Annotated in this window: 22 protein-coding genes; 9 read left to right on the top strand and 13 right to left on the bottom strand. The window is 65.6% G+C overall.

The annotated features are described in order from the left end of the window. Positions 1 to 399: 399 nt before the first annotated feature. The 7 genes from mdh (at position 400) to HT136_RS00765 (ending at position 9,744) form a co-directional block, all read left to right on the top strand. Entirely contained in the window at positions 400 to 1,362 is a 963-nt protein-coding gene (gene mdh / locus HT136_RS00795; protein WP_214196780.1) for a malate dehydrogenase, read from the top strand. A gap of 122 nt (positions 1,363 to 1,484) precedes the next feature. Continuing rightward, complete coding sequence (gene sucD, locus HT136_RS00790) at positions 1,485 to 2,375, top strand: succinate--CoA ligase subunit alpha (RefSeq protein WP_214196778.1); 891 nt, start codon at positions 1,485 to 1,487, stop codon at positions 2,373 to 2,375. Positions 2,376 to 2,590: 215 nt separating this feature from the next. After that, complete coding sequence (locus HT136_RS00785) at positions 2,591 to 5,443, top strand: 2-oxoglutarate dehydrogenase E1 component (RefSeq protein WP_214196776.1); 2,853 nt, start codon at positions 2,591 to 2,593, stop codon at positions 5,441 to 5,443. Between the two features lie 8 nt (positions 5,444 to 5,451). After that, positions 5,452 to 6,663 (top strand): 2-oxoglutarate dehydrogenase complex dihydrolipoyllysine-residue succinyltransferase, encoded by a 1,212-nt coding sequence (gene odhB, locus HT136_RS00780; RefSeq protein ID WP_214196774.1) that lies wholly within the window; start codon positions 5,452 to 5,454, stop codon positions 6,661 to 6,663. Between the two features lie 123 nt (positions 6,664 to 6,786). Next, positions 6,787 to 8,184 carry a dihydrolipoyl dehydrogenase gene (gene lpdA, locus HT136_RS00775; protein WP_214196773.1) on the top strand — a complete coding sequence of 466 codons (1,398 nt, stop codon included), beginning with the start codon at positions 6,787 to 6,789 and terminating at the stop codon, positions 8,182 to 8,184. 245 nt (positions 8,185 to 8,429) lie between these two features. Continuing rightward, complete coding sequence (locus tag HT136_RS00770) at positions 8,430 to 8,861, top strand: hypothetical protein (RefSeq protein ID WP_214196771.1); 432 nt, start codon at positions 8,430 to 8,432, stop codon at positions 8,859 to 8,861. A 124-nt stretch (positions 8,862 to 8,985) separates the two neighbouring features. After that, a complete protein-coding gene (locus tag HT136_RS00765; RefSeq protein ID WP_214196770.1) occupies positions 8,986 to 9,744 on the top strand; it encodes a TorF family putative porin in 759 nt (252 codons plus the stop codon). A gap of 57 nt (positions 9,745 to 9,801) precedes the next feature. On the opposite strand, the gene HT136_RS00760 is transcribed toward HT136_RS00765, so the two are convergent. After that, positions 9,802 to 11,487 carry a dipeptidyl-peptidase 3 family protein gene (locus HT136_RS00760; protein WP_214196768.1) on the bottom strand — a complete coding sequence of 562 codons (1,686 nt, stop codon included), beginning with the start codon at positions 11,485 to 11,487 and terminating at the stop codon, positions 9,802 to 9,804. 205 nt (positions 11,488 to 11,692) lie between these two features. On the opposite strand from HT136_RS00760, the gene HT136_RS00755 reads away from it, so the two are divergent. Beyond that, positions 11,693 to 12,343 carry a trimeric intracellular cation channel family protein gene (locus HT136_RS00755; protein WP_214196766.1) on the top strand — a complete coding sequence of 217 codons (651 nt, stop codon included), beginning with the start codon at positions 11,693 to 11,695 and terminating at the stop codon, positions 12,341 to 12,343. A 10-nt stretch (positions 12,344 to 12,353) separates the two neighbouring features. Here HT136_RS00755 and HT136_RS00750 read toward each other — a convergent pair whose 3' ends face one another. From HT136_RS00750 to rplO, 12 genes are all read right to left on the bottom strand, one after another. Next, positions 12,354 to 12,941, bottom strand: a complete 588-nt coding sequence (locus HT136_RS00750; RefSeq protein ID WP_214196765.1) for a hypothetical protein — start codon at positions 12,939 to 12,941, stop codon at positions 12,354 to 12,356. Positions 12,942 to 13,063: 122 nt separating this feature from the next. Continuing rightward, a complete protein-coding gene (locus HT136_RS00745) occupies positions 13,064 to 13,582 on the bottom strand; it encodes a hypothetical protein (protein WP_246543230.1) in 519 nt (172 codons plus the stop codon). 134 nt (positions 13,583 to 13,716) lie between these two features. Then, complete coding sequence (locus HT136_RS00740) at positions 13,717 to 15,777, bottom strand: prolyl oligopeptidase family serine peptidase (RefSeq protein ID WP_246543229.1); 2,061 nt, start codon at positions 15,775 to 15,777, stop codon at positions 13,717 to 13,719. A 215-nt stretch (positions 15,778 to 15,992) separates the two neighbouring features. Next, a complete protein-coding gene (gene rplQ, locus HT136_RS00735; protein ID WP_214196761.1) occupies positions 15,993 to 16,415 on the bottom strand; it encodes a 50S ribosomal protein L17 in 423 nt (140 codons plus the stop codon). Between the two features lie 129 nt (positions 16,416 to 16,544). Then, positions 16,545 to 17,606, bottom strand: coding sequence for an acyltransferase family protein (locus HT136_RS00730; RefSeq protein WP_214196759.1), 1,062 nt, complete (start codon positions 17,604 to 17,606; stop codon positions 16,545 to 16,547). A 432-nt stretch (positions 17,607 to 18,038) separates the two neighbouring features. Next, positions 18,039 to 19,106: a DNA-directed RNA polymerase subunit alpha gene (locus tag HT136_RS00725; protein ID WP_214196757.1), complete on the bottom strand. Its 1,068-nt coding sequence runs from the start codon at positions 19,104 to 19,106 to the stop codon at positions 18,039 to 18,041. Positions 19,107 to 19,217: 111 nt separating this feature from the next. Further along, positions 19,218 to 19,607 carry a 30S ribosomal protein S11 gene (rpsK, locus tag HT136_RS00720; RefSeq protein WP_007011846.1) on the bottom strand — a complete coding sequence of 130 codons (390 nt, stop codon included), beginning with the start codon at positions 19,605 to 19,607 and terminating at the stop codon, positions 19,218 to 19,220. A gap of 60 nt (positions 19,608 to 19,667) precedes the next feature. Beyond that, positions 19,668 to 20,036, bottom strand: coding sequence for a 30S ribosomal protein S13 (gene rpsM / locus HT136_RS00715; protein WP_214196755.1), 369 nt, complete (start codon positions 20,034 to 20,036; stop codon positions 19,668 to 19,670). 304 nt (positions 20,037 to 20,340) lie between these two features. Then, positions 20,341 to 21,078 carry an SRPBCC family protein gene (locus tag HT136_RS00710; protein ID WP_343222072.1) on the bottom strand — a complete coding sequence of 246 codons (738 nt, stop codon included), beginning with the start codon at positions 21,076 to 21,078 and terminating at the stop codon, positions 20,341 to 20,343. 143 nt (positions 21,079 to 21,221) lie between these two features. Further along, complete coding sequence (locus tag HT136_RS00705; protein WP_214196753.1) at positions 21,222 to 21,869, bottom strand: adenylate kinase; 648 nt, start codon at positions 21,867 to 21,869, stop codon at positions 21,222 to 21,224. Between the two features lie 43 nt (positions 21,870 to 21,912). Continuing rightward, complete coding sequence (secY, locus tag HT136_RS00700; RefSeq protein WP_214196751.1) at positions 21,913 to 23,280, bottom strand: preprotein translocase subunit SecY; 1,368 nt, start codon at positions 23,278 to 23,280, stop codon at positions 21,913 to 21,915. 240 nt (positions 23,281 to 23,520) lie between these two features. Then, positions 23,521 to 24,000, bottom strand: coding sequence for a 50S ribosomal protein L15 (gene rplO, locus HT136_RS00695; protein ID WP_214196749.1), 480 nt, complete (start codon positions 23,998 to 24,000; stop codon positions 23,521 to 23,523). A gap of 281 nt (positions 24,001 to 24,281) precedes the next feature. On the opposite strand from rplO, the gene HT136_RS00690 reads away from it, so the two are divergent. Then, entirely contained in the window at positions 24,282 to 25,703 is a 1,422-nt protein-coding gene (locus tag HT136_RS00690) for a hypothetical protein (RefSeq protein ID WP_343222071.1), read from the top strand. Positions 25,704 to 25,721: the final 18 nt, after the last annotated feature.

Here is a 25,721-nt window from a genome sequence, read left to right as displayed (position 1 = left end):
CCCGCCGCGCAGGCACAACGATTCGCACCACCGGGCTTGTCGCCCTCTAGCGCCTGGCGCAAATCCCCCCGCATCACCGGCGCACGCCCAATCACCACGCGCGACACGCGCGCTCGATGGCACTTGCCCCGTCCGCAGCCCGCCTTGGGACGCCTGCGTAATCGTACGCAGGAGGCCGAAAACCGCGCCGAAAGAACCTCTCTCGACACCTTAATGCAATTGCGAACTATTATCATAAAAACCCGCGAATTCGGCGGTTTTAGCCCGCTTTCACGGTTGCAATGTCCGGGAGAGAGGATTAGGGCCCCCGATGCAAGTATACGGCGTCTGCCTTTCGCGGGATGAAGCAGGTTGCCTTTGAGTCCGTCAATCCCGCCCTGGGAAGGACAAGCAAGCATCATGGCTCGTAAGAAGATTGCCCTTATCGGCGCCGGCAACATCGGCGGCACGCTGGCGCACCTCGCTGCGCAGAAGGAACTGGGCGACATCGTCCTGTTCGACGTCGCCGAAGGCCTGCCCCAGGGCAAGGCGCTCGATCTTTCGCAGTGCGGCCCGGTCGAGGGCTTTGACGCGCAGATCACCGGCACCAACGACTACGCCGACATCGCGGGCGCGGACGTCATCATCGTCACCGCCGGTGTCGCCCGCAAGCCGGGCATGAGCCGCGACGACCTCCTGGGCATCAACCTCAAGGTCATGAAGGCCGTCGGCGAGGGCATCAAGAACAACGCCCCCGACGCTTTCGTCATCTGCATCACCAACCCGCTCGACGCGATGGTCTGGGCGCTGCGCGAATTCTCGGGGCTCCCCCACAGCAAGGTCGTCGGCATGGCCGGCGTGCTCGATTCGGCGCGCTTCTCGACCTTCCTCGCCTGGGAATTCGGTGTCTCGGTGCGCGACGTGACCTCGTTCGTGCTCGGCGGCCACGGCGACACCATGGTGCCGATCGTCGAGTACTCGACCGTCAAGGGCATCCCCGTCCCCGACCTCATCAAGATGGGCAAGTCGACGAAGGAGCGCATCGACGCGATCGTCAAGCGCACCGCGGGCGGCGGCGGCGAAGTGGTGGCCCTGCTCAAGACCGGCTCGGCCTTCTACGCGCCTGCCGCTTCGGCCATCGCGATGGCCGAGAGCTACCTCGGCGACCAGAAGCGCATCCTGCCCTGCGCCGCGCACCTCACCGGCCAGTACGGCGTTGACGGCCTCTACGTCGGCGTGCCCGTGTGCATCGGCAAGGACGGCGTCGAGGAAGTCATCGAGATCGCTCTCGACGACAACGCCAAGGCCGGCCTCCAGGTCTCGATCGACGCGGTCAAGGAACTGGTCGCGGCCTGCCAGGCCATCGACGAGAGCCTCGTCTGATCCACGCATAACGGTCCTGTGCACGGCGCGCGCCAGCCTCTGGTCCGCCGCGCACAGGCCTCCTAGTACACCGGACCTCCCAGGCCTTTCAGGCTGATCCAGCCCAGGAACAGGAAAACACCATGTCCATTCTCGTCGACAAGAACACCAAGGTCATCACGCAGGGCATGACCGGCAAGACCGGCAGCTTCCACACCGAGGCCGCGCTCGCTTACGGCACCCAGATGGTTGCCGGCGTGACCCCCGGCAAGGGCGGCACCGATCACCTGGGCCTGCCCCAGTTCGACACGGTCGCCGAAGCCAAGGCCGTGACCGGCGCCAACGCCTCGTGCGTCTACGTGCCGCCCTCGGGCTGCGCCGACGCCATTCTCGAGGCGATCGACGCCGAGATCGAGCTCATCGTGGCCATCACCGAGGGCGTTCCCGTGCTCGACATGGTCCGCGTCAAGCGCGCCCTCTCGGGTTCGAAGTCGCGCCTCATCGGCCCCAACTGCCCCGGCCTGCTCACCCCCGGTGAGTGCAAGATCGGCATCATGCCCGCCAACATCTTCTCGAAGGGTTCGGTCGGCGTGGTCTCGCGCTCGGGCACGCTGACCTATGAAGCCGTGTTCCAGACCACCAACGCCGGTCTTGGCCAGACCACGGCCGTCGGCATCGGCGGCGACCCGGTCAACGGCACCAACTTCATCGACGTGCTCGAACTCTTCCTCGCCGACGACGAGACCAAGTCGATCATCATGATCGGCGAGATCGGCGGCTCGGCCGAAGAAGAAGCCGCGCAGTTCCTCAAGGACGAAGCCAAGCGCGGCCGTCGCAAGCCGATGGCCGGCTTCATCGCGGGCCGCACGGCGCCTCCGGGCCGCCGCATGGGCCACGCCGGCGCGATCGTCTCGGGCGGCCAGGGCGGCGCCGAGGACAAGATCGCGGCGATGGAAGAGGCCGGCATCAAGGTTGCCGCCAGCCCCTCGCTGCTCGGCGAGACGCTGGTCGAAGCCATCAAGGCCTTCGCCTGATCCTTTCCCCCGCGAGGGGCGCCGGCGGACCTGCCGCCGCGCCCCCCTCGCGGGACGGGAACGAAGGCCCGGAACGATAGGGCGTCCCAAAACGCCCAGGACCGACTATATATACTGCAATGTAATCCCACTGCCGAACCTCCCCCGGCCCGACAGTGTCCCAACTATTCCTCCTAACGCCGCACAACGTATTCTGGCGTGGAAAAGGTGATCCCATGGGCGACGAAAGTTTCGAGTTCACCCCCGACACGGGCCTTGACGGCCCCCAGGCGGGACCCAGCTGGCAGCGCAAGAACTGGCCCCTCGTCGGCGCCGAGTTCGAAGACGATCTGACGCAGGGCCTCGATCCTTCGGCGCTGCGCATGGTCGTCGAGAAGGCCGCCGCGAAAGGCGGCGCCAAGGTCGACCAGAAGAGCATCGACCAGGCCGCGGCCGACTCGATCCGCGCCATGATGCTGATCCGCACCTACCGCGTGCGCGGGCACCTGGCGGCCAACCTCGACCCGCTCGGCCTCAACCAGCGCGCGCTGCCGGCCGATCTCACCCCCGAGTACCACGGCTTCGAAGGCGCCGCGCAGGACCGTCCGGTCTATGTCGGCGGCAACCTCGGCCTCGAATGGACGACCGTGCGCGAGCTGGTGCAGATCCTGCGCGCCAACTACTGCGGCAACGTCGGCCTCGAGTACATGCACATCTCCGACGTCGAAGAGCGCCGCTTCCTGCAGGAGCGCTTCGAGGGTCCGGACAAGGAAATCGAGTTCACCCCCGAGGGCAAGAAGGCGATCCTTCAGGCCGTCGTGCGCGGCGAGCAGTACGAGAAGTTCCTCGGCAAGAAGTACGTCGGCACGAAGCGCTTCGGCCTCGACGGCGGCGAGTCGATGATCCCGGCGCTCGAAGCCGTGATCAAGTACGGCGGCCAGCTCGGCGTCAAGGAGATCGTCTACGGCATGGCCCACCGCGGCCGCCTCAACGTTCTCGCCAACGTCCTTGCCAAGCCCTACAAGGTCATCTTCCACGAATTCTCGGGCGGCACCGCCAACCCCGAGGACGTGGGCGGCTCGGGTGACGTGAAGTACCACCTGGGCACTTCGGCCGACCGTGAGTTCGACGGCATCAAGGTCCACATGAGCCTGATGCCCAACCCCTCGCACCTCGAGACCGTGAACCCGGTCGTGCTCGGCAAGGTCCGCAGCTACCAGGTCAGCCACGACGACATCGGCGACGACGTCGGCCCGGGCGCCAAGCACAAGACCGTGCTGCCCGTGCTGATCCACGGCGACGCGGCCTTCGCGGGCCAGGGTGTGGTCTGGGAGTGCTTTGGCCTCTCGGGCGTCAAGGGCTACAACACCGGTGGCTGCATCCACTTCGTCATCAACAACCAGATCGGCTTCACGACGAGCCCCGCCTTCGCGCGCAACTCGCCCTACCCCTCGGACGTCGCCAAGGGCGTCCAGGCGCCGATCCTGCACGTCAACGGCGATGATCCCGCAGCGGTGACCTTCGCCTGCAAGCTGGCGATCGACTACCGCCAGACCTTCGGGCGCGACATCGTGATCGACATGTGGTGCTACCGCCGCTTCGGCCACAACGAAGGCGACGAGCCCGGCTTCACGCAGCCGCTGATGTACGCCAAGATCAAGAAGCACCCCGGTGTCGCCTCGATCTACGCCGACAAGCTCAAGCGCGAAGGCGTGATCGAAGACGGCTTCCTCGCCGAGACCGAGGCCGCCTTCAACGCGCACCTCGAGGACGAGTTCGAAGCCGCCAAGACCTACAAGTCGAACCACGCCGACTGGTTCGGTGGCCGCTGGTCGGGCTTCCACAAGCCCGCCGACGCCGAGACCGCGCGCCGCAACGTGCAGACCGGGATCGACACCAAGCTGTTCGAAAGCCTGGGCCGTACGCTGACTACGGTTCCCGAGGACCTCACCATCCACAAGACCCTGGGCCGCGTGCTCAAGGCCAAGGAAGAGATGTTCTCCTCCGCCGACGGTTTCGACTGGGCCACCGCCGAGGCGCTCGCCTTCGGCAGCCTCGTCACCGAGGGCTACGGCGTGCGCCTGTCGGGCCAGGACTGCGAACGCGGCACCTTCTCGCAGCGCCACGCGGTGTGGGTCGACCAGACCACCGAGCGCAAGTACACTCCGCTCACCACCCTGCCCCACGGCACCTTCGAGGTCCTCAACTCGACGCTTTCGGAATACGGCGTGCTCGGCTTCGAGTACGGCTATGCCAGCGCCGATCCCAAGACGCTCGTCCTGTGGGAAGCGCAGTTCGGTGACTTCGCCAACGGCGCGCAGATCATCATCGACCAGTACATCGCCTCTTCGGAATCGAAGTGGCTGCGTGCAAACGGCCTGGTGATGCTGCTGCCCCACGGCTACGAAGGCCAGGGCCCCGAGCACTCCTCGGCGCGTCTGGAACGCTACCTGCAGCTGTGCGCCTCGGACAACATCCAGGTCTGCAACATCACGACGCCGGCGAACTACTTCCACGTCCTGCGCCGCCAGATGCATCGCCCGTTCCGCAAGCCCTTGATCATCATGACGCCCAAGTCGCTGCTGCGTCACCCGATGGCCAAGTCGAAGGCCGAGGACTTCACCGGCGAGGGCCACTTCTACCGCATCCTCTCCGACCCCAAGGCGCCGGCGGACAAGGATACCAAGAAGGTGATCCTGTGCTCGGGCAAGGTCTTCTACGACCTTCTCGAGGCGCGCGACGAGAACGAGATCGACGACACCCAGATCATCCGCATCGAGCAGCTCTACCCGTTCCCGGGCGAGCCGCTGGCCCTGCGCCTCTCGCGCATGACCAACCTCGAGGACATCTGCTGGTGCCAGGAAGAGCCCAAGAACAATGGCGCCTGGTTCTTCGTCGAGAGCGAGATCGAAGCCGCTGCCAAGGAAGCCGGCGTTTCCAACCCGCGTCCGCGCTATGCCGGTCGCAACGCCTCGGCTTCGCCCGCCACCGGCCTCGCCAAGCGCCACGTCGCCGAGCAGTCGGCGCTGGTCGCTGACGCGCTCCACCTTTCCGTCCGTTCCGAACTCCGTCGCAAGCAGAAGGCTTGAGATCTACCATGTCCACTGAAATCAAGGTCCCCACCCTCGGCGAATCCGTCACCGAGGCCACCATCGGCCAGTGGCTCAAGCAGCCCGGCGAAGCGGTTGCCGCTGACGAGCCCATCTGCAGCCTGGAAACCGACAAGGTCGCGATCGACGTCATGGCCCCGCACGCGGGCGTCATGGGCCAGCAGCTCGCCGCCGAGGGTGACACCGTCACTGTCGACGCGCTGATCGCCACCATCGAGGAAGGTTCGGGCGCCGCTGCGGCTCCCGCCGCCGCGCCCAAGGCCGCCGCCCCGGCGCCGGCCGCAGCCGCTCCGGCTCCCGCCGCCAGCGAAGGCACCACCGACGCCGCTGTCCTCTCGCCCGCCGTGCGCCGCGCGGTGCTCGAGCACGGCATCGACCCGGCCACCATCAAGGGCACCGGCAAGGACGGCCGCATCACCAAGGACGACGTCCTCGAGGCCGCCAAGAACAAGCCCGCCGGTGCGCCTGCTGCCGCCGGCACCGTGCCCGCCGCGCCCGCCCGCCAGGAAGAGCGCGTGAAGATGACGCGCCTGCGCCAGACGATCGCCAAGCGCCTCAAGAGCGCGCAGAACGACGCGGCGCTGCTCACCACGTTCAACGACGTGGACATGACCGCGGTCATGGAATCGCGCAACAAGTACAAGGACGTCTTCGCCAAGAAGCACGGCATCAAGCTCGGCTTCATGTCCTACTTCGCCAAGGCCTCGGTGCTCGCGCTCAAGGACATTCCGGCGGTCAACGCGAAGATCGACGGCGACGAGATCGTCTACCACGACTACGTCGACATCTCGATCGCGGTCTCGGCCCCCAACGGCCTGGTCGTCCCGGTCGTCAAGGACTGCGACAAGCTGTCCTTCGCGGGCATCGAGAAGGCCATTGCCGACTACGGCAAGAAGGCCAAGGAAGGCACGCTGACGATGGCCGACATGGCCGGTGGCACCTTCACCATCTCGAACGGCGGCGTGTTCGGTGGCCTGATGTCGACCCCGATCATCAACCCGCCCCAGTCGGCGGTGCTCGGCCTTCACCGCATCGAGGACCGTCCGGTCGTGCGCAACGGCCAGATCGTGATCCGCCCGATGATGTACATCGCGCTGTCCTATGATCACCGCATCATCGACGGCCGTGAAGCCGTGACCGCGCTCAAGACCATCAAGGAAGCGATCGAGGACCCCACGCGTCTCCTGATCGACCTCTGATCCGAAATACCCCGCCCACCTTCGCGAAAATCGACGGACCGGGCGGGGTTTTCACTTGTGCTGAAATGACTATTTTGCCCTCGTGCCCACATGCTTTCCGGCACGAGCGTATGGAGGCCCCAGATGGCTGATTACGATTACGACCTGCTTGTCATCGGCGCTGGCCCGGGCGGCTATGTCGCCGCGATCCGTGGCGCCCAGCTCGGTCTCAAGACCGCCTGCGCCGAAGGCCGCGAAACGCTTGGCGGCACCTGCCTCAACGTGGGCTGCATCCCCTCCAAGGCGCTGCTGCACGCCTCGGAATACTTCGACGCGGCCAAGAACGGCGCGATGGCCAGCATGGGCATCAAGGTCACTCCCGAGCTTGACCTCGACACCATGCAGGGCCAGCGCAAGGACGCGGTCCAGGGCCTGACCGGCGGCATCGAGTTCCTCTTCAAGAAGAACAAGGTCGACTGGCTCAAGGGCTATGCCACGTTCAAGGACGCGCACACCGTCGAAGTGAACGGTGAGACCAAGACCGCCAAGAACATCGTCATCGCCACCGGCTCCTCGGTCACCCCGCTCCCGGGCGTTACCGTCGACAACGCGGGCGGCGTGGTCGTCGACAGCACCGGCGCGCTCGAACTGACCAAGGTTCCGGGCAAGATGGTTGTCATCGGCGGCGGCGTGATCGGCCTCGAGCTCGGCTCGGTGTGGCGTCGCCTCGGCGCCGAAGTCACCGTCGTCGAATACCTCGACCAGCTCCTCCCCGGCATGGACATGGACGTGCGCAAGGAAGCGGGCAAGATCTTCAAGAAGCAGGGCATGGCGCTCAAGCTGAAGACCAAGGTCACCGGCGTCGAAGTGACCGGCGGGGCGGCCAAGGTCACCGTCGAGCCGGCCGCTGGCGGCGATGCCGAAGTGCTCGACGCCGACGTCGTGCTCGTCGCGATCGGCCGCAAGCCCAATACCGATGGCCTCGGCCTCGACAAGATCGGCCTCGAGCTCAACGCCCGCGGCCAGATCGAGACCGACCACGATTTCGGCACCAAGGTCGATGGCGTGTGGGCGATCGGTGACGTCATCCCCGGCCCGATGCTCGCGCACAAGGCCGAGGACGAAGGCATTGCCGTCGCCGAGAACATCGCAGGGCTGACCGGCATCGTGAACCACGATGTCATCCCCGGCGTCGTCTACACCCAGCCCGAATTCGCGGGCGTAGGCCTGACGGAAGAAGCGGCGAAGGAACGCGGCAAGGTCAAGACCTCCAAGTTCCCGATGCTCGCCAACAGCCGCGCCAAGACCAATCACGAGCCCGACGGCTTCGTGAAGGTCATTGCCGATGCCGAGACCGACCGCGTGCTCGGCGTGTGGTGCATCGCCTCGGTCGCCGGCACGATGATCGCCCAGGCCGCGCAGGCCATGGAATTCGGCGCCACCTCGGAAGACATCGCCTACACCTGCCACGCGCACCCGACGCACTCGGAAGCGATCAAGGAAGCCGCGATGGGCATCTCGGGCAAGCCGATCCACATCTGATCGCGCTTTTCCAAAGCCAACACGAAAAGAGGCGGTGCCCCGGCGGGCGCCGCCTCTTTTCGTTGGCGCGGCCCGCCCTTGCGATCCATCGCGGATCACGACGCCCCACGCCGACCTGCGGAATCGCCGCATGGCGGGTAGTACCGAGGCAAAACCTTGGAATTTGGCGGGTCTCGGGAAAGAAAGCGGCCCGCCTGCGGTGCAAGCGGCAGGCACACCCTTTCCACTCTCCCAAGGAAACATTCGTGAGCCTCCTCCTTCTCGCCGCCGCGGCCAGTGCCGCTGCCGCCGCGCCCGTCCACACCGTCGCCTTCGAACAGAACGGACGGACCTACTCGGTCGACTACGTCGCGCACCTCGAGACCACGGCGCGCCCCGCCCATGCCAATGCGGCGGGCCGCCACGCTGTCCAGCGCTGCCTGACGCAGGCGAACGTCACCATCGAGCGGCGCATCACCGATCCCGCTTCCGGGCAGTCGATGAGCGCCATGCTGCCGGGCATGGCCACGCTTTCGCAGGCGCGCGCCGGACGCTGCACCGCCGAAAGCTTCCGCGCCACTGACCTCGCCAGCGCGCACGCCGAGGTGATCGAGGCGCGCCTCGCCGCCGCGGCCCAAGCCGACAAGCCAGCCCTCGCCGCCACTCTGAGCGCCGCACGGTCCTTGGCCGCCCGCTGATCAGGCGCTAGAGCGGCTTTCGATCAGATTACATCCGATCGGCCGCTCTAGATTCTTGTTTTAACGCATTTTCTGAATCGTCTGGTGATTTCACCTGACTGAAAAATGCTTTAAGCGAAGCTGCATGTCTGCACTGAAAAATCCCGCATTCCTCGCGGCTTCGCTTTTCCCTCTGGCGCTCGGCCTCGCGTCCGCCGCCCATGCCCAGGCCGTTCCCGAAGCGAGCGCCGGGCTCGAGGCGGATACCGACATCCGTTCACGCGGCCTTAGCGAGACGGGTGGCAAGCTCGGCCTTCGTGCCGACGGTTCGCTCCCGATCACCAACCACGTCATCGTCGATGCCAAGGTCGAGACCTTGCGCGGCAGCCACCGCAACGGGGGCAGCGAGCTCGGCCTCGAGATCGCCCCGCGTTACACCGTCTCGAGCAATGGCTGGGACCTTTCGGCCGGGGTGCGCGGCCACCTCTACGCCGACGCGGGCGAGCTCGACTACGTCGAAGTGGAGGGCTCGCTCTCGCACACGCTGGGCCCGGTCTGGGCGACGCTGGGCGCTGCCTACGCGCCCAGCCAGGACGCCATCGGCGGCGACAACCTCTACCTCTCGGCCAATGCGGGCACCGGCATTCCGGGCACGCCGCTTTCGCTCTACGCCGGGGTCGGACGCACCATCGGTTCGACCGACGACGCCGTGCGCGCGGTGCGGCTGCGCCCCGATGGCGACTACACCGACTGGTACCTCGCAGTCGAACGTACAGAGCTCAATTTCACCGTCGGCCTGCAGCTGACCGCGACCAGCATCGACCAGGATGCCGCGAAGGGCACCCGCTACTGGGACGCCGACACCGGCACGCGGGTCGCAGGCTACATGCGCGTTTCGTTCTGAACGAAGCCGCCAAGGCGGCACGCGCGGCGGAGCTCCCCTGCGCGTGCCGCCCGCAGTTCAGATCTGGGCGGGGTAGACCGGACGGATGTCGACCGGGAGCGTGCCCATGGCCGCGATCGCGCTCTCGGCCTCGGGATCGAGCTTGGCCCAGGTCGCCATGAAGGCCTTGGTGCCCGCGTAGTCGCCTTTGGCCTGGAGCATCAGGATGTCGTGGAGCAGGTCGCGCACGCCGGCTTCCATCTTCGCATCGTCGACCACGTAGCGTTTGGCCGCCGCATCGTAAGTGAACGCCCCCTTGGCCCTCAGGTACCCGTACTGGAGCGCCGCGCCCTTGCCGTGCGCCTCGACCGCGCCGAAGCGCACCGCGCGGAAGATGCCGGTGAAGTAGGTGGCAAAGAGCTGCGGCTTCTCGGCCGCCGGGATCTCGCCCTTCTGCATCATCAAGAGGATGTTCCACACCCCCGCGACGTCGGCCTTGGCTTCCTCGAGCGCCGAATTCTGCTCCTTGAGCATCTTGTCGACGGTGGTGGTCTCGCCATTCACCACGATCGTGCCCGGCCCGAGGCTGTGCGAAAGTTCGTGAAACAGCGTCTCGTACTGCATGTACTTCTTGGCGACGAGCCGGGCCTGGTCGCCCTTGAGAACGAGCGATCCCATCGGCGCCAGGATACGCTCGAACTTGGCGCCCAGCACGTTGGAGAGGATCACCTTCTTGGCGCCCTTGGCCTCGCGCACGCGTTCGTCATTGGGCAGGTTGAAGGCGACCGTCTGGGGCCCTGGCACGTTGTCGCCCCCGCCGTGGACCTGCTCGGCAACCGCGATCGGGCTCGCGAAGCCGCGCTGGAAGTTCTTGTACTTGTCCTCGATCGGCAGGTTCGCTTCCATGTCCTTGAGGTAGTTCTTGTACTTGGCAAGCGCGGCCGATTCTTCGGGGTCCTTCAGCGTCACGAAGCTCTCAAAGGCGGTCTTCGCGCCCATCAGGCGATCGGTGTAGACCTCGTAAGGCCCGATCGCGACCTCGATGGGCGTGTCCTTGAGGTCCATCCAGGCCAGCTCGCTTGCGTAGTAGTCGTCAGTCCGAAAAGCCTTGGCGCGAAGCGAGAGGAATGTCTTGAGGCTCGGGTTCGAGGTTGTCGCCGCGGCCTCGTCGAGCAGCTTCGCGGCGGGTTCGAGCCATTGCTTGTACTCCACCGAATAGGGCACCGCGACCAGCCTGGCGCCTTCGCGCTTCACCACCGTATAGGGACCGAGCAGCGCGGCCTTCTGGTCGGGGTGCTTGGCGATGTAGCCCTCAAGCTCCTCGCGCGTGAGATCGGTGGGGTAGAAGCCCGCCCCCTCGGGCATCGGGGTCGTGCCCCAGAACGGGTGCAGTTCGGCGAGTTCGTCCCAAGGCCCGAAATTGCGCTCGAACATCTCGACGAGCAGGTCGCGGTCGGCGCGGCGGTTACGCGAGATCGCGCTCTGGACCTGCGGGTTCTGCGCAAAGCGCTGGCGCAAGTAGACCTCGGAAAGCAGGTCGGAGGCCTTGATCAGGAGGTTCACCACCTTGCGCTCCTCGACGGAAAGAAACGCGGTGTCGACGTCCATCGTGATCGTGGCGAGCTTGGCTTTCTGCGCCGCGAGGTCATAGTGCGCCCCACCCGCTTCGTCCGCCGGGGACTGCGCCAGCGCAACTGGTGCCTGCGCAAAGGCCGTACCCGCCAGTAACAGCGCGAGCGAGGTGAATGTCGTGCGAAAAGCCATCTTTGGTCCCTCGTGTCTCTCATGTCGGGCGCCCTTGTCCGGAAGCGTGAAGCTCCCGTCGAAAGCGCCTGGAATGGTCGCAAACCTAGGCCCGATCCACAACGAAGCAAGTCCCCCGGGCGCCGGCCAGCCTTCCACAGCTGCCCGCACCGGGAAGGGCCAAGCGGGGTATGTCGGGCGGCCGTGCAATGATAGGAGGGAGGCGATGATAGCCCCGCCCGAAACGCCGGTCCTGCCCGCCTTCGTCGATCTCTTCGCGATCGGCCTCTTCGCGCTGTCCGGCGCGCTTTCGGGCACGCGCAGCCGCCAGACCTTCGTTACCGTCGCCTTCTTCGCGCTGATCGCCGGGGTTGGCGGGGGCACCGTGCGCGACGTGCTGATCGGCGCGCCGGTGTTCTGGGTCCACGACCGCTTCGTGGCCCCGGTCTGCCTCGCGGTGGCGACACTCGCCTGGCTGACGCCCTCGCACTGGTACAACGCGCGCCTGCTGGTCTGGGCTGATGCGCTGGGCCTTGCGGTCTATTCGGTGCTCGGCACGATCAAGGCGCTGGGCTGGGGCGTGCCGCCGGTGCCTTCGTTCCTGATGGGGGTGATGACGGGCTGCGCGGGCGGCATCATCCGCGACGTGATCGCGGGCCAGCCCTCGATCCTGATGCGCCCCGAACTCTACGTCACCGCCTCGGCGCTTGCCTCGGCGGCGGGCGCCTTGATGATCGCGCTCGGGGTCTCGCCGATCACCGCATGGATCTGCGCGGCGCTGGCGGGGTTCGCCTTGCGCGGCGCGGCCATCCAGTGGTCGATCGGCCTGCCGACCTACAGCGCCGAGGACGATCCGGACGAAGCCGGACCGCCCTGAGGCCAAAGCATCAGATCATCGCGTGCCCGTCGACCGCAACCGAGCGTACCCGGCCGGTTTCGTCCACGCTGCAGGCAAAGCCGCGTCCGTCGGCAAGCCGGCCCTCGACCGCGATGCGCCCGTTGAGGCGATCGACCTTGTCGACCGTGCGCACGTCGTAGTTCGCGCTGTCCTCGATCTCGGCGGTGCAGGTGTCGACCGCCGCGCCGAACCCGGCCGAGCCCGAGGGGCCGCGCGTATCCTCGTAGCGGCGCTCTTCGTCATAGGGCGCGGCGTAGCCCGCCTCGCCCGCCACCGGACCGCCCGGATAGGCGGCGCGGCCGCTCTCGACATAGGCGCTGCTCTCATGGTCCTCGCCCGGATCGACGTTAACCGGCTCGTCGCGGCTGTTCGACTTGCTCGCCGCGCTGGCAATGGCAACGAGACCGCCGCCGATCAGCAGGCCGGCCAGAAGATCGCCGCCTCCGCCACCGTGGTGGTGATGGCGCGGCGGCGGTGGATAGCCGCCCCAGCCATGCGCCATCGCAGGCGAAACGGTAAGCGTCGTCGCCGCCAGGACGGCCAGCGCGCCACAAGTACGCGAGTGCAGGATCTTCATCTTCGAAACGTCCCAATCCGGCGCGCCGGATGCGCGCCAACCAAACCCGTGAAGAGGCTAGCCGATTCGCGCTTTCGGATCGCTGAACCGACCGTGCCCCGCCCGCGTGCATCGGGCCTGTTTCACAGACCCCGAATGCCCGAGAACTCGAGGTTGCGCAGCGCTCCGCCATAGTTGACGCGGCAGGTGAACTTGCCGGTGTCGACATCGCCCCGCCGGCTCCAGCGACCGCGCGCATAATTCTCGACCGCGATGCGCCCTTCAACCTTGTAACCGTAGTCCTTGCGATCGACGTCGCGGACCTGGGTCACCCGTGCCCGTCCGCCATATCGGTTGGCGGTCCCGGTTGCGGCCGACACGCAGCGGTCCACCGCCTCGCGCGACGAAACCCCGCGATAGCCGCCGCGGTAACCGTCGTAACGCGAGCGGTGTCCTCGATCGTAATAGCTGTCGTCGCGCTCGTTGCCCGAAGACGCCGCCAGCGCGGCGATTCCGCCGACGACCAGCGCGCCCGCGATCACGGTTCCGGCATCGATGCCCTCGCGCGCCTGCGCCGGGGTCGCCAGCGAAGCGGCCATGGCCCCGGCCGCGACCGTCGCGACGGCGCCCTTGCCCAGCGTCGTGGTGATCAGGTTCGTCATGAGGCTCTCCTCCTTGGTTGCCCGCACCCGGCCAAATGCCCGGTGACATGGATGGTTCTACCAAGGAGGCGCTGAGGCCGCGCTGAACCCTAAGGACAGCCAATATTCATATTAATCGCTATTTTTATGAATAATTACGAGGGTGGAACCGCCAGTCCCGTCCACTGCGCCATGAAGCTGAGGATGTCCGCCGATTCCTCGATCACCTTGTCGGTGGGCTTGCCCGAGCCATGGCCTGCGCGCGTCTCGATGCGGATGAGGTGCGGCTTGCCACCGATCGCGGCGTGCTGGATCGCGGCGGCGTACTTGAACGAGTGCCCGGGCACCACGCGGTCGTCGGTGTCGGCAGTCGTCACCAGGATCGCGGGGTAGTCCGTGCCCTCGTGAATGTTGTGGTAGGGCGAATAGCGGCGCAGGATCTTGAAGTCGGCTTCCTTGTCGGGATAGCCGTAATCATCGACCCAGTAGCGCCCGGCGGTGAAGCGGTCGAAGCGCAGCATGTCCATCACCCCCACTTGCGGCACGGCGGCGGCGAAGAGGTCCGGGCGCTGGTTGGTCACCGCACCGACCAGCAGTCCGCCGTTCGAGCCGCCGTTGATGGCAAGACCGTCCTTCGTCGCGATCCCTTGCGCCTTGAGGTACTCGCCCGCCGCGATGAAATCGTCGAAGACGTTCTGCTTGTTTTCGCGCCTGCCCGCGTCGTGCCATTCGCGCCCATACTCGCCGCCCCCGCGCAAGTTCGCCAGGGCATAGGCACCGCCCGCCTGGACCCAGGCCATGCGCGAGGCGGAAAAGCCCGGGGTGAGCGCAATGTCGAAGCCGCCGTAGCCGTAGAGGAGCGTCGGCACCGGCTTGCCCGCCGCCGCGACGTCGGCCCGACGCACCACGAACATCGGAACCTTGGTGCCGTCCTTCGAGGTGTAAAAGCGCTGCTCGATCACGAAATCGTCGGGGTCGAAATCCATCTTCGGCTCGGCGAAGGGGGTCGACTGCCCGGTTTCGATGTCCATGCGGTAGATCGAAGGCGGGCGGTTGAAGCTGGTGAACGAATAGAAGGTCTCGGGATCGCCCGGCTTGCCGTGGAAGCCCGAGGCGGTGCCGATGCCCCCCAGCGCAAACTCACGGGCTTTCTTTCCGTCAAGGCCGACGATCACCGCGTGGCTCGTCGCATCGCGCATGTAGTTGAGGATGAGCTGGTTGCCCACGATCCCGGCGCGCTCGAGGATGTCCTCGCCCTGCGGGACGACCTCGCGCAATTTCGGTGCCCCGCTGGCCAGGTCGACCTGGACGAGGCGCTTGCGCGGCGCGTCCTTGTTGGTGACGAACCACAGCTTGCTGCCTACGCCTTCCACCAGTTCCCAGGCGTCGGTGAAACCGGTGACCACCGAAAGCGGCTTCCAGGTCTTGGCCGTCAGGTCGATCGCATGGACCTCGTAGCGCGCGTCGGTGCCGATGCTGCTGGTGATCACCGCCCAGCGCCCGTCCTGCGTGACTTGCGCGCTATGGTTGTACTCCGGGTGCTCGGGCGTGCGGTAGACGACCAGGTCCTCGGACTGCGGCGTGCCCAGCTTGTGGTAGAACACCGTCTGGTTGTAGTTGCGGCCCTGGAAGGTCTCGCCTTCTTCCGGCGCCGGGTAGCGCGAGTAGAGGAAGCCCTTCTCGCCGATCCAGGCGAGGCCGGAGAACTTCACCCAGTGGATCTCGTCGGCCAGGACCGCGCCGCTCGTAACGTCGAGAACACGCAGCGTGCGCCAATCGCTGCCGCCGTCCTGCACACTGTAGAGCAGGAACGAGCCCTCCTTCGAGGGCGTCCAGTCGCTGAGCGCGGTCGCTCCGTCGCTGGCCCAGGTATTGGGATCGATCAGCAGGCGCGGCGCCCCATCCAGCCCCTCGCGCACGTAGAGCTGCGCCTGGTTGAGCAGGCCGGTGTTGCGGGTGTAGAAATAGCGCTGCCCCGCCTTCTCGGGCAGGCCGAAGCGCTCGAAGTCGAGCAGCGAGCGAACCTTGTCCTCGAACCAGGCACGCTGCGGAAGGGCTTTCAGGTAGCTGTCGGTGAAACCGGATTCGCGCGCCACCCAGTCGGCCACCTCCTTGTCCTCGCGCACGTCGTTCTCGAGCCAGCGGTAGGGATCGGCGATCCTCTCGCCGAAGAGGGTGTCGACAACGTCGCCGCGGCGGGTTTCGGGGTAGCTCATGGGGGTGGTGTCTCCGGCGAGGATAGGCGCTTGCGCGAGGGGGGAAGCTGCGAGGACCGAAAACGCCGTGGTCCACCGAAGAAAGTTGCGCATGTTTATGATCTGCTCCCGACAGTTCGTTGCCGCCAAACGAAAGAACGGCCGCGAGACTGGCATCTCGCGACCGTTCCGGTCAATTCGCTTGTCAACAGAACCGACAGGTTCCGTTCAAGGACTTACGCCTCGGCGTATTCCTCGGCGTCGCTCGTCACCGGGCCCGAATCCTGGCCCTTGGCGTCGACGTCGCGGTCAACCAGCTCGATGATCGCGATCGGGGCGGCGTCCGACGCGCGGATGCCAGCCTTGATGATGCGGGTGTAGCCACCCGGACGGTCCGAGTAACGCTCGGCGAGAACTTCGAACAGCTTCTTTTCCTGCGCGTCGTCCATGATCTTGGCGTGCGCGAGGCGACGGTTCGAAAGGCCGCCGTGCTTGGCGAGCGTGATCAGCTTTTCGATGTAGGGGCGCAGTTCCTTCGCCTTGGGCGTGGTGGTCTGGATCTGCTCGTGCTTGATCAGGGCCGCGGCCAGGTTGCGCAGGAGGGCGGCGCGGTGGCCGGACTTGCGCTGCAGCTTGCGGCCCGAATACTTATGACGCATAAACTCTACTCCGTTCGTCAGACAGCCGTTTGAGGTACTGCCTGCCGGGCGATGTGACTGACGGCCACCGCCCAAAACCGATTCACGTGTGCGTGAAGAGTGGCCCTAATGACGAAATCGGCGGCGGAGTCAAGGCCGGTCGACCAGCGAAGCCGCCAAAAGCCGCCGACGCAGCCCGCCCAGACGCGACGCGACGCACTGCCCGAGCGCAATTCCCGGCCGCTCGATAGCCCAATGCGCCAGCGCGGCCGCCGCAATGACGAATGCCATCAGCAGCGGCAGCGCCACCGGCGCGGACAACCGGCCAAGCCCCAGAGCGAAGCCGAGGTAAAGCACGATACCGTGCAGGACATAGACCCCGAAGGACAGATCGCCCAGCACCCTCAGGGCGCGCCAGCGCAGCACCCCGAAGAGGTCGTTGCCGCACGCGATGCCAATGAAGAACAGCCCAAGCACCACCGTCGCGGCCGTTTCGTAAGGATCATGGAATAGCCCGAGTTCGCCCGCCAGCAACACGGCGAGGCTCCACCCTGCCCCGTTTGTGCGCAGCCGCCCGGCAAGCCGCACGCGCCCGGCGAGCTCGCAGCCCAGCATTCCGAGCAGGAACAGAGGCAGGAAGACGAACAGCGAGAGGCCGCTTACGCGCAAGGCGAGGCTCGCGAGGAGCAGCCCTGGCACCACCGGAGTCCAGGCCGAACGCGGCCAGAGCGAGCGCAGCCCCGCAAGTGCGGGCAGAAGGACAAAGTAGAAGGCCCATTCCCACTTGATCGTCCAGAACACACCCGCATTGACCAGTGCGGCGTCCGCCCGCCCCATCAGCGGCACCTGCACCCCCGCCAGCCAGGCCAGAACCTGGAACAGGAAGGAGCGGTCCAGCCTTGCTCCCTCGCGCAGAACGAGCAGAGCTGCGCAGAGCAGCGTGGAGAGCAGCAGCATGGGCACGAGCCGGAACACACGCTGGACGAACATGCGCGCCCAGTTCACCGCCTCAATTCCGCCCTGGATGCGTGGATAGAACAAGAAACCGGTCATCATGAAAAACAGCGCGACCGCACTCAGGCCCAGCTGGTTCCCGAGATTTCCCTCAGGCGCACGCCAGACGCCCGAAGCCGCATAGCCCCGCCAGATCAGGTAGTGGTGGATGACCACCGCGCAGCCGAGCACCCCGCGAAGACCATCGAACTGCACCATCCGACGCTCCGCCCGCTCCAGCCAACCCGGCCGGTCGAACGCGTAGCCCAGCCCCCATGCCACCCCAAGTGCAAGGATGATGGAAAAACCAACAGTTGCATCCGCCATCCGCAAAGAGCCCCGCAAGTGCACTATGCGACAGAAGGCAATCATCACGACTGAAAGTCAAATATATTCACTTATGTACTTATTTTCTTCCGAATTGCCGGATCATTCGAAATTACTTATTGAATGAAAATTCGATCAGAAATTTTGAATTATTCGATAAAATGAATGCACATACATTCTCATTCGACAGACGATGCTCGACCAATGCAGCTATCCTATTTTCGAAATTGAACCGTGCCGCACGTACGATCCAGATCCGCCAACGAAAAAGGGCTCCACGGTATCCCGTAGAGCCCTTCTCGAACCTATAAGGAGGTATGGCTATCAGCCGAGCAGTTCCTGCTCGAGCTTCTTGGCCATTTCTTCGATGTTCTCGGGCGGCCAGCCCGGAATGTCCATGCCGAGGCGCAGACCCATCGAGGAAAGCACTTCCTTGATCTCGTTGAGCGACTTGCGGCCGAAGTTCGGCGTGCGCAGCATCTCGGCTTCGGTCTTCTGGACCAGGTCGCCGATGTAGATGATGTTGTCGTTCTTGAGACAGTTGGCCGAGCGGACCGAAAGCTCCAGCTCGTCGACCTTCTTGAGAAGGTAACGGTTGAGCTGGTTGGTGTCGCTCTCTTCCTGCGAAGCGGCGCCACCGGCGGCCATGCCCACCATCGGCGACTGGCCGACGGGCGCGATGTCCTCGAAGTGGACGAACAGCGCAAGCTGGTCCTGAAGGATGCGCGCCGAATAGGCGACCGCGTCCTCGGGAGCGACCGTGCCGTCGGTCTCGACGGTCAGGCTCAGCTTGTCGTAGTCCAGTTCCTGGCCGACGCGGGCGTTCTCGACCTTGTAGCTCACCTGGCGGACCGGCGAGTAGAGCGAGTCAACCGGGATAAGCCCGATCGGCGCGTCAATCGGACGGTTACCGACGGCGGGTACATAACCCTTGCCGGTGTCGGCGGTGAGTTCCATGTTCAGGACTGCACCCTCGTCGAGCGTGCAGATCACGAGGTCCTTGTTCATGACCTCGATGTCGCCCGAAACGGCAATGTCGCCCGCCTTGACCTGCGCCGGGCCGGTGGCCGAGAGCTGGAGACGCTTGGGGCCTTCGCCCTGCATCTTGAGGGCGATCTGCTTCACGTTGAGGACGATGTCGGTCACGTCTTCACGCACGCCGGCAAGCGAGCTGAATTCGTGAAGGACGTTCTCGATCTTGATCGAGGTGATCGCCGCCCCCTGGAGCGAAGACAGAAGAACGCGCCGCAGCGCGTTGCCGAGCGTAAGACCAAAACCGCGCTCGAGGGGTTCGGCAACGAAGGTTGCCTTCAGCTTGGGGTCGGGTCCCGGCTTGATCTCAAGGCTGTTCGGCTTCTTGAGTTCCTGCCAGTTCTTGATGTTGACAGTCATGGACTTCCCCTGGGATTACGATGGCGGTTAGCGCCCCAGGGCCCGTTGGAAGGACCCTGGACCGCTCCTGAAAACGGGCGACAACCGGTTTGCCGCCCGCAAAAGGATCGATCAGACGCGGCGACGCTTCGAAGGACGAACGCCGTTGTGCGGGATCGGGGTCACGTCGCGGATCGACGTGATCGTGAAGCCGACGGCCTGGAGGGCGCGAAGCGCGCTCTCACGGCCCGAGCCGGGGCCCTTGACTTCGACTTCGAGGGTGCGCACGCCGTGCTCGGCGGCCTTCTTGCCGGCGTCGTCGGCGGCAACCTGCGCGGCGTAGGGAGTCGACTTGCGGCTGCCCTTGAAGCCCATCATGCCGGCCGAGGACCAGCTGATGGCATTGCCCTGTGCGTCGGTGATGGTCACCATGGTGTTGTTGAAGCTTGCATTGACGTGCGCAATGCCGCTCGTGATGTTCTTGCGCTCGCGCCGCTTAATGCGCTGGGGTTCGCGTGCCATGTCCGTATATCCTGTCGATAAATCGCTGCGTGAAACCGAAAACCGTAAAGGTTCTCAGGCTTACTTCTTCTTGCCGGCGATCGGCTTGGCCTTGCCCTTGCGGGTGCGCGCATTGGTGTGCGTGCGCTGGCCACGAACCGGAAGACCCTTGCGGTGACGCAGGCCACGGTAGCAAGCGAGGTCCATGAGACGCTTGATGTTCATCGCGGTATCGCGACGAAGGTCGCCTTCCACGAGGTGATCGGCGTCGATCGTTTCACGGATCTGGAGCACTTCGGCGTCCGAGAGATCCTGAATGCGACGGGTGTGATCGATACCCAGCTTGTCGGCGATCTCGACGGCCTTGGTACGACCAATGCCGTGAATGTAGGTGAGCGCAATGATCACGCGCTTGTTGGTGGGGATGTTTACCCCGGCAATACGAGCCACTTAAATCTCCTGCTCCACAGAGGCACATGGGTGCGCCTCCATCTCAACGCTGAACTCAGCCCGATCCGGAAACGCAAAACGACCGGGCGGCGACTTGATGCAAGCCAGACCATCCGGACACAGCGATTCCGTCGAGTGAAGGGCGCGCTTAAAACGATTCGACCCGACTGTCAATGCAGCCGACACGAATAGCGGGCCAGGCGCGGAAATTCGCGCAAGACCCGATAGCGATGGGGCCATCATACCGTGCAATGGTGCCCACGTCAAAGACCACCTCGCACAACGGCTTGATCTTCCTGCAACCTCATCGCCCGATCGCCTCACCCTTGGGCGGTTCGGGCGCGAGCGGCTGGATGCCCGACGGGTCCACCACCTCGATCGGCGGCGAGACATCCGAGGCCGCGGGAGCTTCGGCTTTTTCTCCGGCATCGCCCGGCGCGCCCGCCTCGCCGGCACCGATCTCGTCGGCACCGACATCGCCGACACCGGCGTCTCCGAACGCCCGCGCGAATGCCCCGCCGAGCTTGGCGACGAGCCCTTCCATCTGCTGGCCGAGCATGGCGTCGACCGCAGGGGCCATCGCCTCGGCGCCGCGCCGCATGTAGCCACCGACCACGTATTCGAGCAGGATATGCGTCGAGCCCGCGGCGTCGCCCTCGTCGGGCTTCAACTGGATCGTCAGCGTGGCGTTGACCGCGTCGGCCTGGAGCGGACCGAGCGCGCCGCTCATGCGCAGCACGCGCGGACGCTCGATGTAGACCACCCGCATGTGCTCGACGCTGCCGCGCGGCGCGGCGCGCGGCGAGGATTCGTTGGGCAGGATCTCGCAGAAGCAGCCGCCCGCCTTGGCGTCGATCGAAAGATTGGCGGCATCACCCGACCAGGTATGCGCCGAATTCCACCACTGCGCGGGCTCGAGCAGCATATCCCAGGTCTTCTGCGCATCGGCGGGAACATCGAACATGTGGCGTACGATAAAACCGCGCTCGCTCACCTCGGCCACCTTGGCCTGCGCCATCTGCGGCACGCCGAGGGCCAGCACCGCAAATCCAATTCCCGAAAATGTCCGCCAAAGGCCGTGTCGTCTCATGCTGCGCGGCACTCTGACGGCAAACCTTTCGCATGGCCAGAAAAAAAGCCGGGCTTTCGCACCGGCTTCTTTCGCTTTTCGAGGGACGGGGCCGATCAGGACGCGAGCACCGCCTCGATCGAGGCGGTCACCTCGTTCATGTCGGCCATGCCGTCCACCTTCGAGACGATCCCGCGCTCCTCGTAGATCGGCAGGATCGGCGCCGTCTTGGCGCGGTATTCGGCCAGACGCGTGCGCACGGTCTCGGCGTTGTCGTCGGGACGGCGCTTGAATTCGGTGCCCCCGCACTTGTCGCAGGTGCCCGGAACCTTGGGCTGCTCGAACACGTCGTGGTAGCCCTTGCCGCACGAGGCGCACGTGAAGCGTCCGGTGATGCGCTCGACGAGCGCTTCCTCATCGACGCCCAGCTCGATCACGTGATCGAGCTTGCGGCCGCGCTCGGCAAGGATCGCATCAAGCGATTGCGCCTGCGCTGCGGTGCGCGGATAGCCATCGAAGATCGCGCCGGTCTCGGCACCCATCGCGTCGAGTTCGTCGCCGATCAGCGCCGAGACGATCGCGTCGGAAACCAGTTCGCCGCGCTCCATCACGGCCTTGGCCTCGAGCCCGGTGGGCGTGCCCGCCTTGACCGCGGCCCGCAGCATGTCACCGGTGGAAAGCTGGCGCATGCCATGCCGTTCGACCAGGCGCTGAGCCTGGGTTCCCTTGCCCGCCCCCGGCGGTCCAAGAAGAATGATATTCACGCCTAAACCCCCTCAGTTTCTTGTTCGCGGCGTCGGCCCGCGCTTAGCGCAGACGGCCTTTCAGCTTCGCCTTCTTTATGAGATCGCCATACTGGTGCGCCAGCAGGTGCGACTGGATCTGCGTGATGGTGTCGACGGTCACGTTGACCACGATCAGCAGGCTGGTTCCGCCCATGAACAGCAGCGGCAGGCCCGTCTGCGCCAGGAAGAATTCCGGCACGCAGCACACGATGGTGAGGTAGGCCGCACCGACCACGGTCACGCGCGTCAGCACGTAGTCCAGATAGTTTGCGGTGTTCTTGCCGGGACGGATGCCCGGAATGAAGCCTCCGTTCTTCTTCAGGTTCTCGGCGGTTTCCTCGGGATTGAAGACGACCGCGGTGTAGAAAAAGCTGAAGAAGATGATGCCGGCGGCGTAAAGCAGCATGTAAAGCGGCTTGCCGTGGCCCAGGTACTGGTTGAGCGAGACCACGATCTTGCCCATCGTCGATTCCGGCTGGAGCGACTTGCCCGCGAACTGGGTGATCGTGAGCGGCAGCAGCAGCAGCGAGCTCGCGAAGATCGGCGGGATCACGCCCGCGGTGTTGATCTTGAGCGGGAGGTGGCTGCGATCGGCCTGCATCATGCCGCGCTGGGTGGCGCGCTTGGGATACTGGATCAGCAGGCGGCGCTGCGCGCGCTCGCAGAAGCAGATACCCAGGATCATCGCCACGATCAGCACGATCAGACCGATGATCAGGAACGAGCCGGTGTCGCCGGCCGAATAGGCCTGACCCAGGTTCGAGGCGAACGTCGGCATCTGCGCGACGATACCCGCCATGATGATCAGCGAGACCCCGTTGCCGATGCCGCGCGAGGTGATCTGCTCACCCAGCCACAGCAGGAACATGGTACCGCCAACGAGGCTGATCACCGCACCCACGCGGAACAGGATGCCCGGGTCGACCACCGCCGGCAGGCCGCTCGAGGCGCCGTAAGCCTCGAGGCTGACGGCCAGGAAGTAGCCCTGGATGGCGCAGAGGCCGACCGTGCCGTAGCGGGTGTACTGGTTCATCTTCTTGCGGCCGGCCTCGCCTTCCTTCTTCAGCGCCATCAGCGCGGGATGAAGCGAAGCGGCCAGCTGCACCACGATCGAGGCCGTGATGTAGGGCATGACGCCCAGCGCGATGAGACTCATGCGCGAGAGCGAACCACCCGAGAAGGTGTTGAACAGGTCGAGAATGCCGCCCTGGGTCTGGCTGTAGAGCTGGCTCAGGATGCGGGCGTCGACGCCCGGCAGTGGCACGAAGCTCAGGAAGCGGAAGACGATGAGCGCACCGATCGTGAACCAGATGCGCTTCTTCAGCTCGGTGGCCTTGGAGAAATTGCTCAGGCTCAGCGAGCTGGCGATGTTGTCGGCACGGGAAGCCATGAGTGTTGAAAGCCTCGAATAACGTTTCCGGATTCGGCCTTAGCTGCTGTGAGCACCCTTGTCGAACCCGCGTTCCAGTCCGTCCATATAGACATTCGTAGGAGAGCGAAAACCCTCCAGGCGACCCCGGGGCGACGAATCCCACATGATTCGTTGCCCCGCGTGTCGCGAAACGCACAAGAGGGCGAAGCGCCTGGCGCTCCGCCCTCCCGTGTGATTGCATCATCGCACCATGGCGAATCAGGCCTCGGCAGCTTCCTTGGCCGGAAGGATGACCTTGCCACCGGCCTTTTCAACCGCTGCGACCGCGCCCTTCGAGGCACCCGCGACGTTGAATTCGACCTTGGCGGTCAGCTCGCCCTTGCCGAGCAGACGCACGCCGTCCTTGCCACCGCGGGCGAGGCCAGCGGCCTGCAGCGTGGCGTGGTCGACGGTGCCCGAGACGTCGAGCTTGCCGGCGTCGATCGCCTTCTGGATCATGCCCAGGTTCACTTCCGCGTAGTCCTTGGCGAACTTGGCGTTGGTGAAGCCGCGCTTCGGCAGACGCATGTGAAGCGGCATCTGGCCGCCTTCGAAGCCCTTGATGGCAACGCCCGAACGGCTCTTCTGGCCCTTCTGACCGCGTGCCGAGGTCTTGCCCTTGCCCGAACCGATACCACGGCCGACGCGCAGACGACGGTGACGGGCGCCGGCATTGTCACGAAGATCATTCAGATTCATAGTATGCACTCGCTTTCGCTTTTCATCGCGCTGATAGGAAGCGGGCCCCATAAGCGAAAGGGAGCGGCTTGTCACCCCCGAATCCGGCCCCATCTCCGGCGCATTGCTCCGGATCGGGATTAACCCGGTATTAGCCACGGGCTGGCAATCCCCTCGCGGCACGCCCGCACCACGCGCGCCGACACGGAGCCGAGACCATTTCCCCGACCGAACGCGCCCTGCCCACCGACACCCTCGCGGACGATGCCCCGCCAGGCGATCCTGCGCTGGCCTGGTGGACGGTGCTGCTCTTCCTCGCGGTCGCACTTGCCTTGCGCGCCAACACCTTCGCCTCGCCCAACCTCAGCGTCGACGAGGCCTTCTACCAGACCGTGGGTGTCGCCATGCACAAGGGCTACCTGCCCTATGTCGACATCTGGGACCGCAAGCCCTGGGGCCTGTTCTTCCTCTTCTACCTGATCGCGTTCCTCTCGTCCTCGCCGCTTGCCTACAAGCTTGTCGCCTGCCTGTTTAGCGCCGCGACCGCCTGGTGCATCGCCCGTTTCGCAACGCTGGGCCGGCCGAACGCGCGCGCCGGCCTGCCGTGCGGCCTCGTCTACCTGCTGTGGCTCGATCCGCTCCAGGGTTTCGGCGGCCAGAGCCCGGTGTTCTACAACCTGTTCATCGCCACCGCCGCGCTGCTGGTCTACCGCGCACGCGGGCAACTGCTGGCAGGCGAAGCCCCCAAACGCGTCGCCCTAGCCATGCTGCTCGCGGGCTGCGCGATCACGATCAAGACCACCGCGCTGTTCGAGGCGGTGTTCCTCGGCCTTGCTGCGGCGTTCTGGCAGTTGAAGGCGCAGGCGGGTCCCGCGCTCCCACGCCGTTTCGCCACGATCGCCGCATGGGCGCTGATCGGCGCCCTCCCCGCGTTGGCGATCGCGGCGTGGTACGCGCTCCACGGCTACTGGGACATCTACTGGCACGCGATGGTCACCTCGAACCTCGACAAGCCCGGCAACGTGCGCGACGGCGCGATCCGCGCGACGATCGACTTCATCCTGCTCGCCCCGGTGCTGATCGTCGGCGTGCTGGCCCTTCCCGAATGGAAGGGAGCCCCCTTCGCCTTCCTGCGCGCCTGGCTGCTCGCCGCGCTCGTCGGACTCTGCTCGGTGCCGCGCTTCTACATGCACTATTGCCTGCCGATCCTGGTGCCGCTCAGCATCCTGCCCGCACGTTTCCTCGAGCGGCGCATTCTCGGCCCCCTCGCCGTTGCCGCGCTCGCCATCTGGTCGGTACCGCAAAGCCAGGCCTTCGACTTCGCCCGCTCGCAGAAAGCACGTGCGGGGATGGAGGCGCTTCTCACCGCGATTCGCCAGAACGATGATGGCCGCGACATCTACGTCGTCGACGCCCCGCCCGCGCTCTACATGATGAGCGGGCACCGCATCCCCTCGCCGCTGATCTTCCCCGGCCATCTCGCGCACACCATCGAGCGTGACGTCAGCCATCTCTCGACCATCGGCGAAGTGCGGCGCGTGCTCGCGACGCACCCCGGGATCATCGTCGTGCCCCCCAAGGTGAACGACGGCCCCGAGAACCGCGAGGTCATGGGAACCGTGCGCGCCTACGCGCACGCGCACTGTCGCAAGGTCGCCTCGGTCCGGGTTACCGAGATCATGACCGAAAACCTGGACGAAGTCTGGGCGCACTGCACGCCCTGATCCCTCCGCCTCCCGGTG

The organism is Novosphingobium profundi, from assembly GCF_018491765.1.
Classification (GTDB): domain Bacteria; phylum Pseudomonadota; class Alphaproteobacteria; order Sphingomonadales; family Sphingomonadaceae; genus Novosphingobium; species Novosphingobium profundi.
This window is presented reverse-complemented; position numbering and strand designations above follow the sequence as displayed.

Excerpts from the sequence above, each read along its gene's own strand:
- mdh (WP_214196780.1), top strand. The coding sequence starts at position 400 with ATGGCTCGTAAGAAGATTGCCCTTATCGGCGCCGGCAACATCGGCGGC.
- sucD (WP_214196778.1), top strand. The coding sequence starts at position 1,485 with ATGTCCATTCTCGTCGACAAGAACACCAAGGTCATCACGCAGGGCATG.
- HT136_RS00785 (WP_214196776.1), top strand. The coding sequence starts at position 2,591 with ATGGGCGACGAAAGTTTCGAGTTCACCCCCGACACGGGCCTTGACGGC.
- odhB (WP_214196774.1), top strand. The coding sequence starts at position 5,452 with ATGTCCACTGAAATCAAGGTCCCCACCCTCGGCGAATCCGTCACCGAG.
- lpdA (WP_214196773.1), top strand. The coding sequence starts at position 6,787 with ATGGCTGATTACGATTACGACCTGCTTGTCATCGGCGCTGGCCCGGGC.
- HT136_RS00765 (WP_214196770.1), top strand. The coding sequence starts at position 8,986 with ATGTCTGCACTGAAAAATCCCGCATTCCTCGCGGCTTCGCTTTTCCCT.
- HT136_RS00760 (WP_214196768.1), bottom strand. The coding sequence starts at position 11,487 with ATGGCTTTTCGCACGACATTCACCTCGCTCGCGCTGTTACTGGCGGGT.
- HT136_RS00755 (WP_214196766.1), top strand. The coding sequence starts at position 11,693 with ATGATAGCCCCGCCCGAAACGCCGGTCCTGCCCGCCTTCGTCGATCTC.
- HT136_RS00750 (WP_214196765.1), bottom strand. The coding sequence starts at position 12,941 with ATGAAGATCCTGCACTCGCGTACTTGTGGCGCGCTGGCCGTCCTGGCG.
- HT136_RS00745 (WP_246543230.1), bottom strand. The coding sequence starts at position 13,582 with ATGACGAACCTGATCACCACGACGCTGGGCAAGGGCGCCGTCGCGACG.
- HT136_RS00740 (WP_246543229.1), bottom strand. The coding sequence starts at position 15,777 with ATGAGCTACCCCGAAACCCGCCGCGGCGACGTTGTCGACACCCTCTTC.
- rplQ (WP_214196761.1), bottom strand. The coding sequence starts at position 16,415 with ATGCGTCATAAGTATTCGGGCCGCAAGCTGCAGCGCAAGTCCGGCCAC.
- HT136_RS00730 (WP_214196759.1), bottom strand. The coding sequence starts at position 17,606 with ATGGTGCAGTTCGATGGTCTTCGCGGGGTGCTCGGCTGCGCGGTGGTC.
- HT136_RS00725 (WP_214196757.1), bottom strand. The coding sequence starts at position 19,106 with ATGACTGTCAACATCAAGAACTGGCAGGAACTCAAGAAGCCGAACAGC.
- rpsK (WP_007011846.1), bottom strand. The coding sequence starts at position 19,607 with ATGGCACGCGAACCCCAGCGCATTAAGCGGCGCGAGCGCAAGAACATC.
- secY (WP_214196751.1), bottom strand. The coding sequence starts at position 23,280 with ATGGCTTCCCGTGCCGACAACATCGCCAGCTCGCTGAGCCTGAGCAAT.
- rplO (WP_214196749.1), bottom strand. The coding sequence starts at position 24,000 with ATGAATCTGAATGATCTTCGTGACAATGCCGGCGCCCGTCACCGTCGT.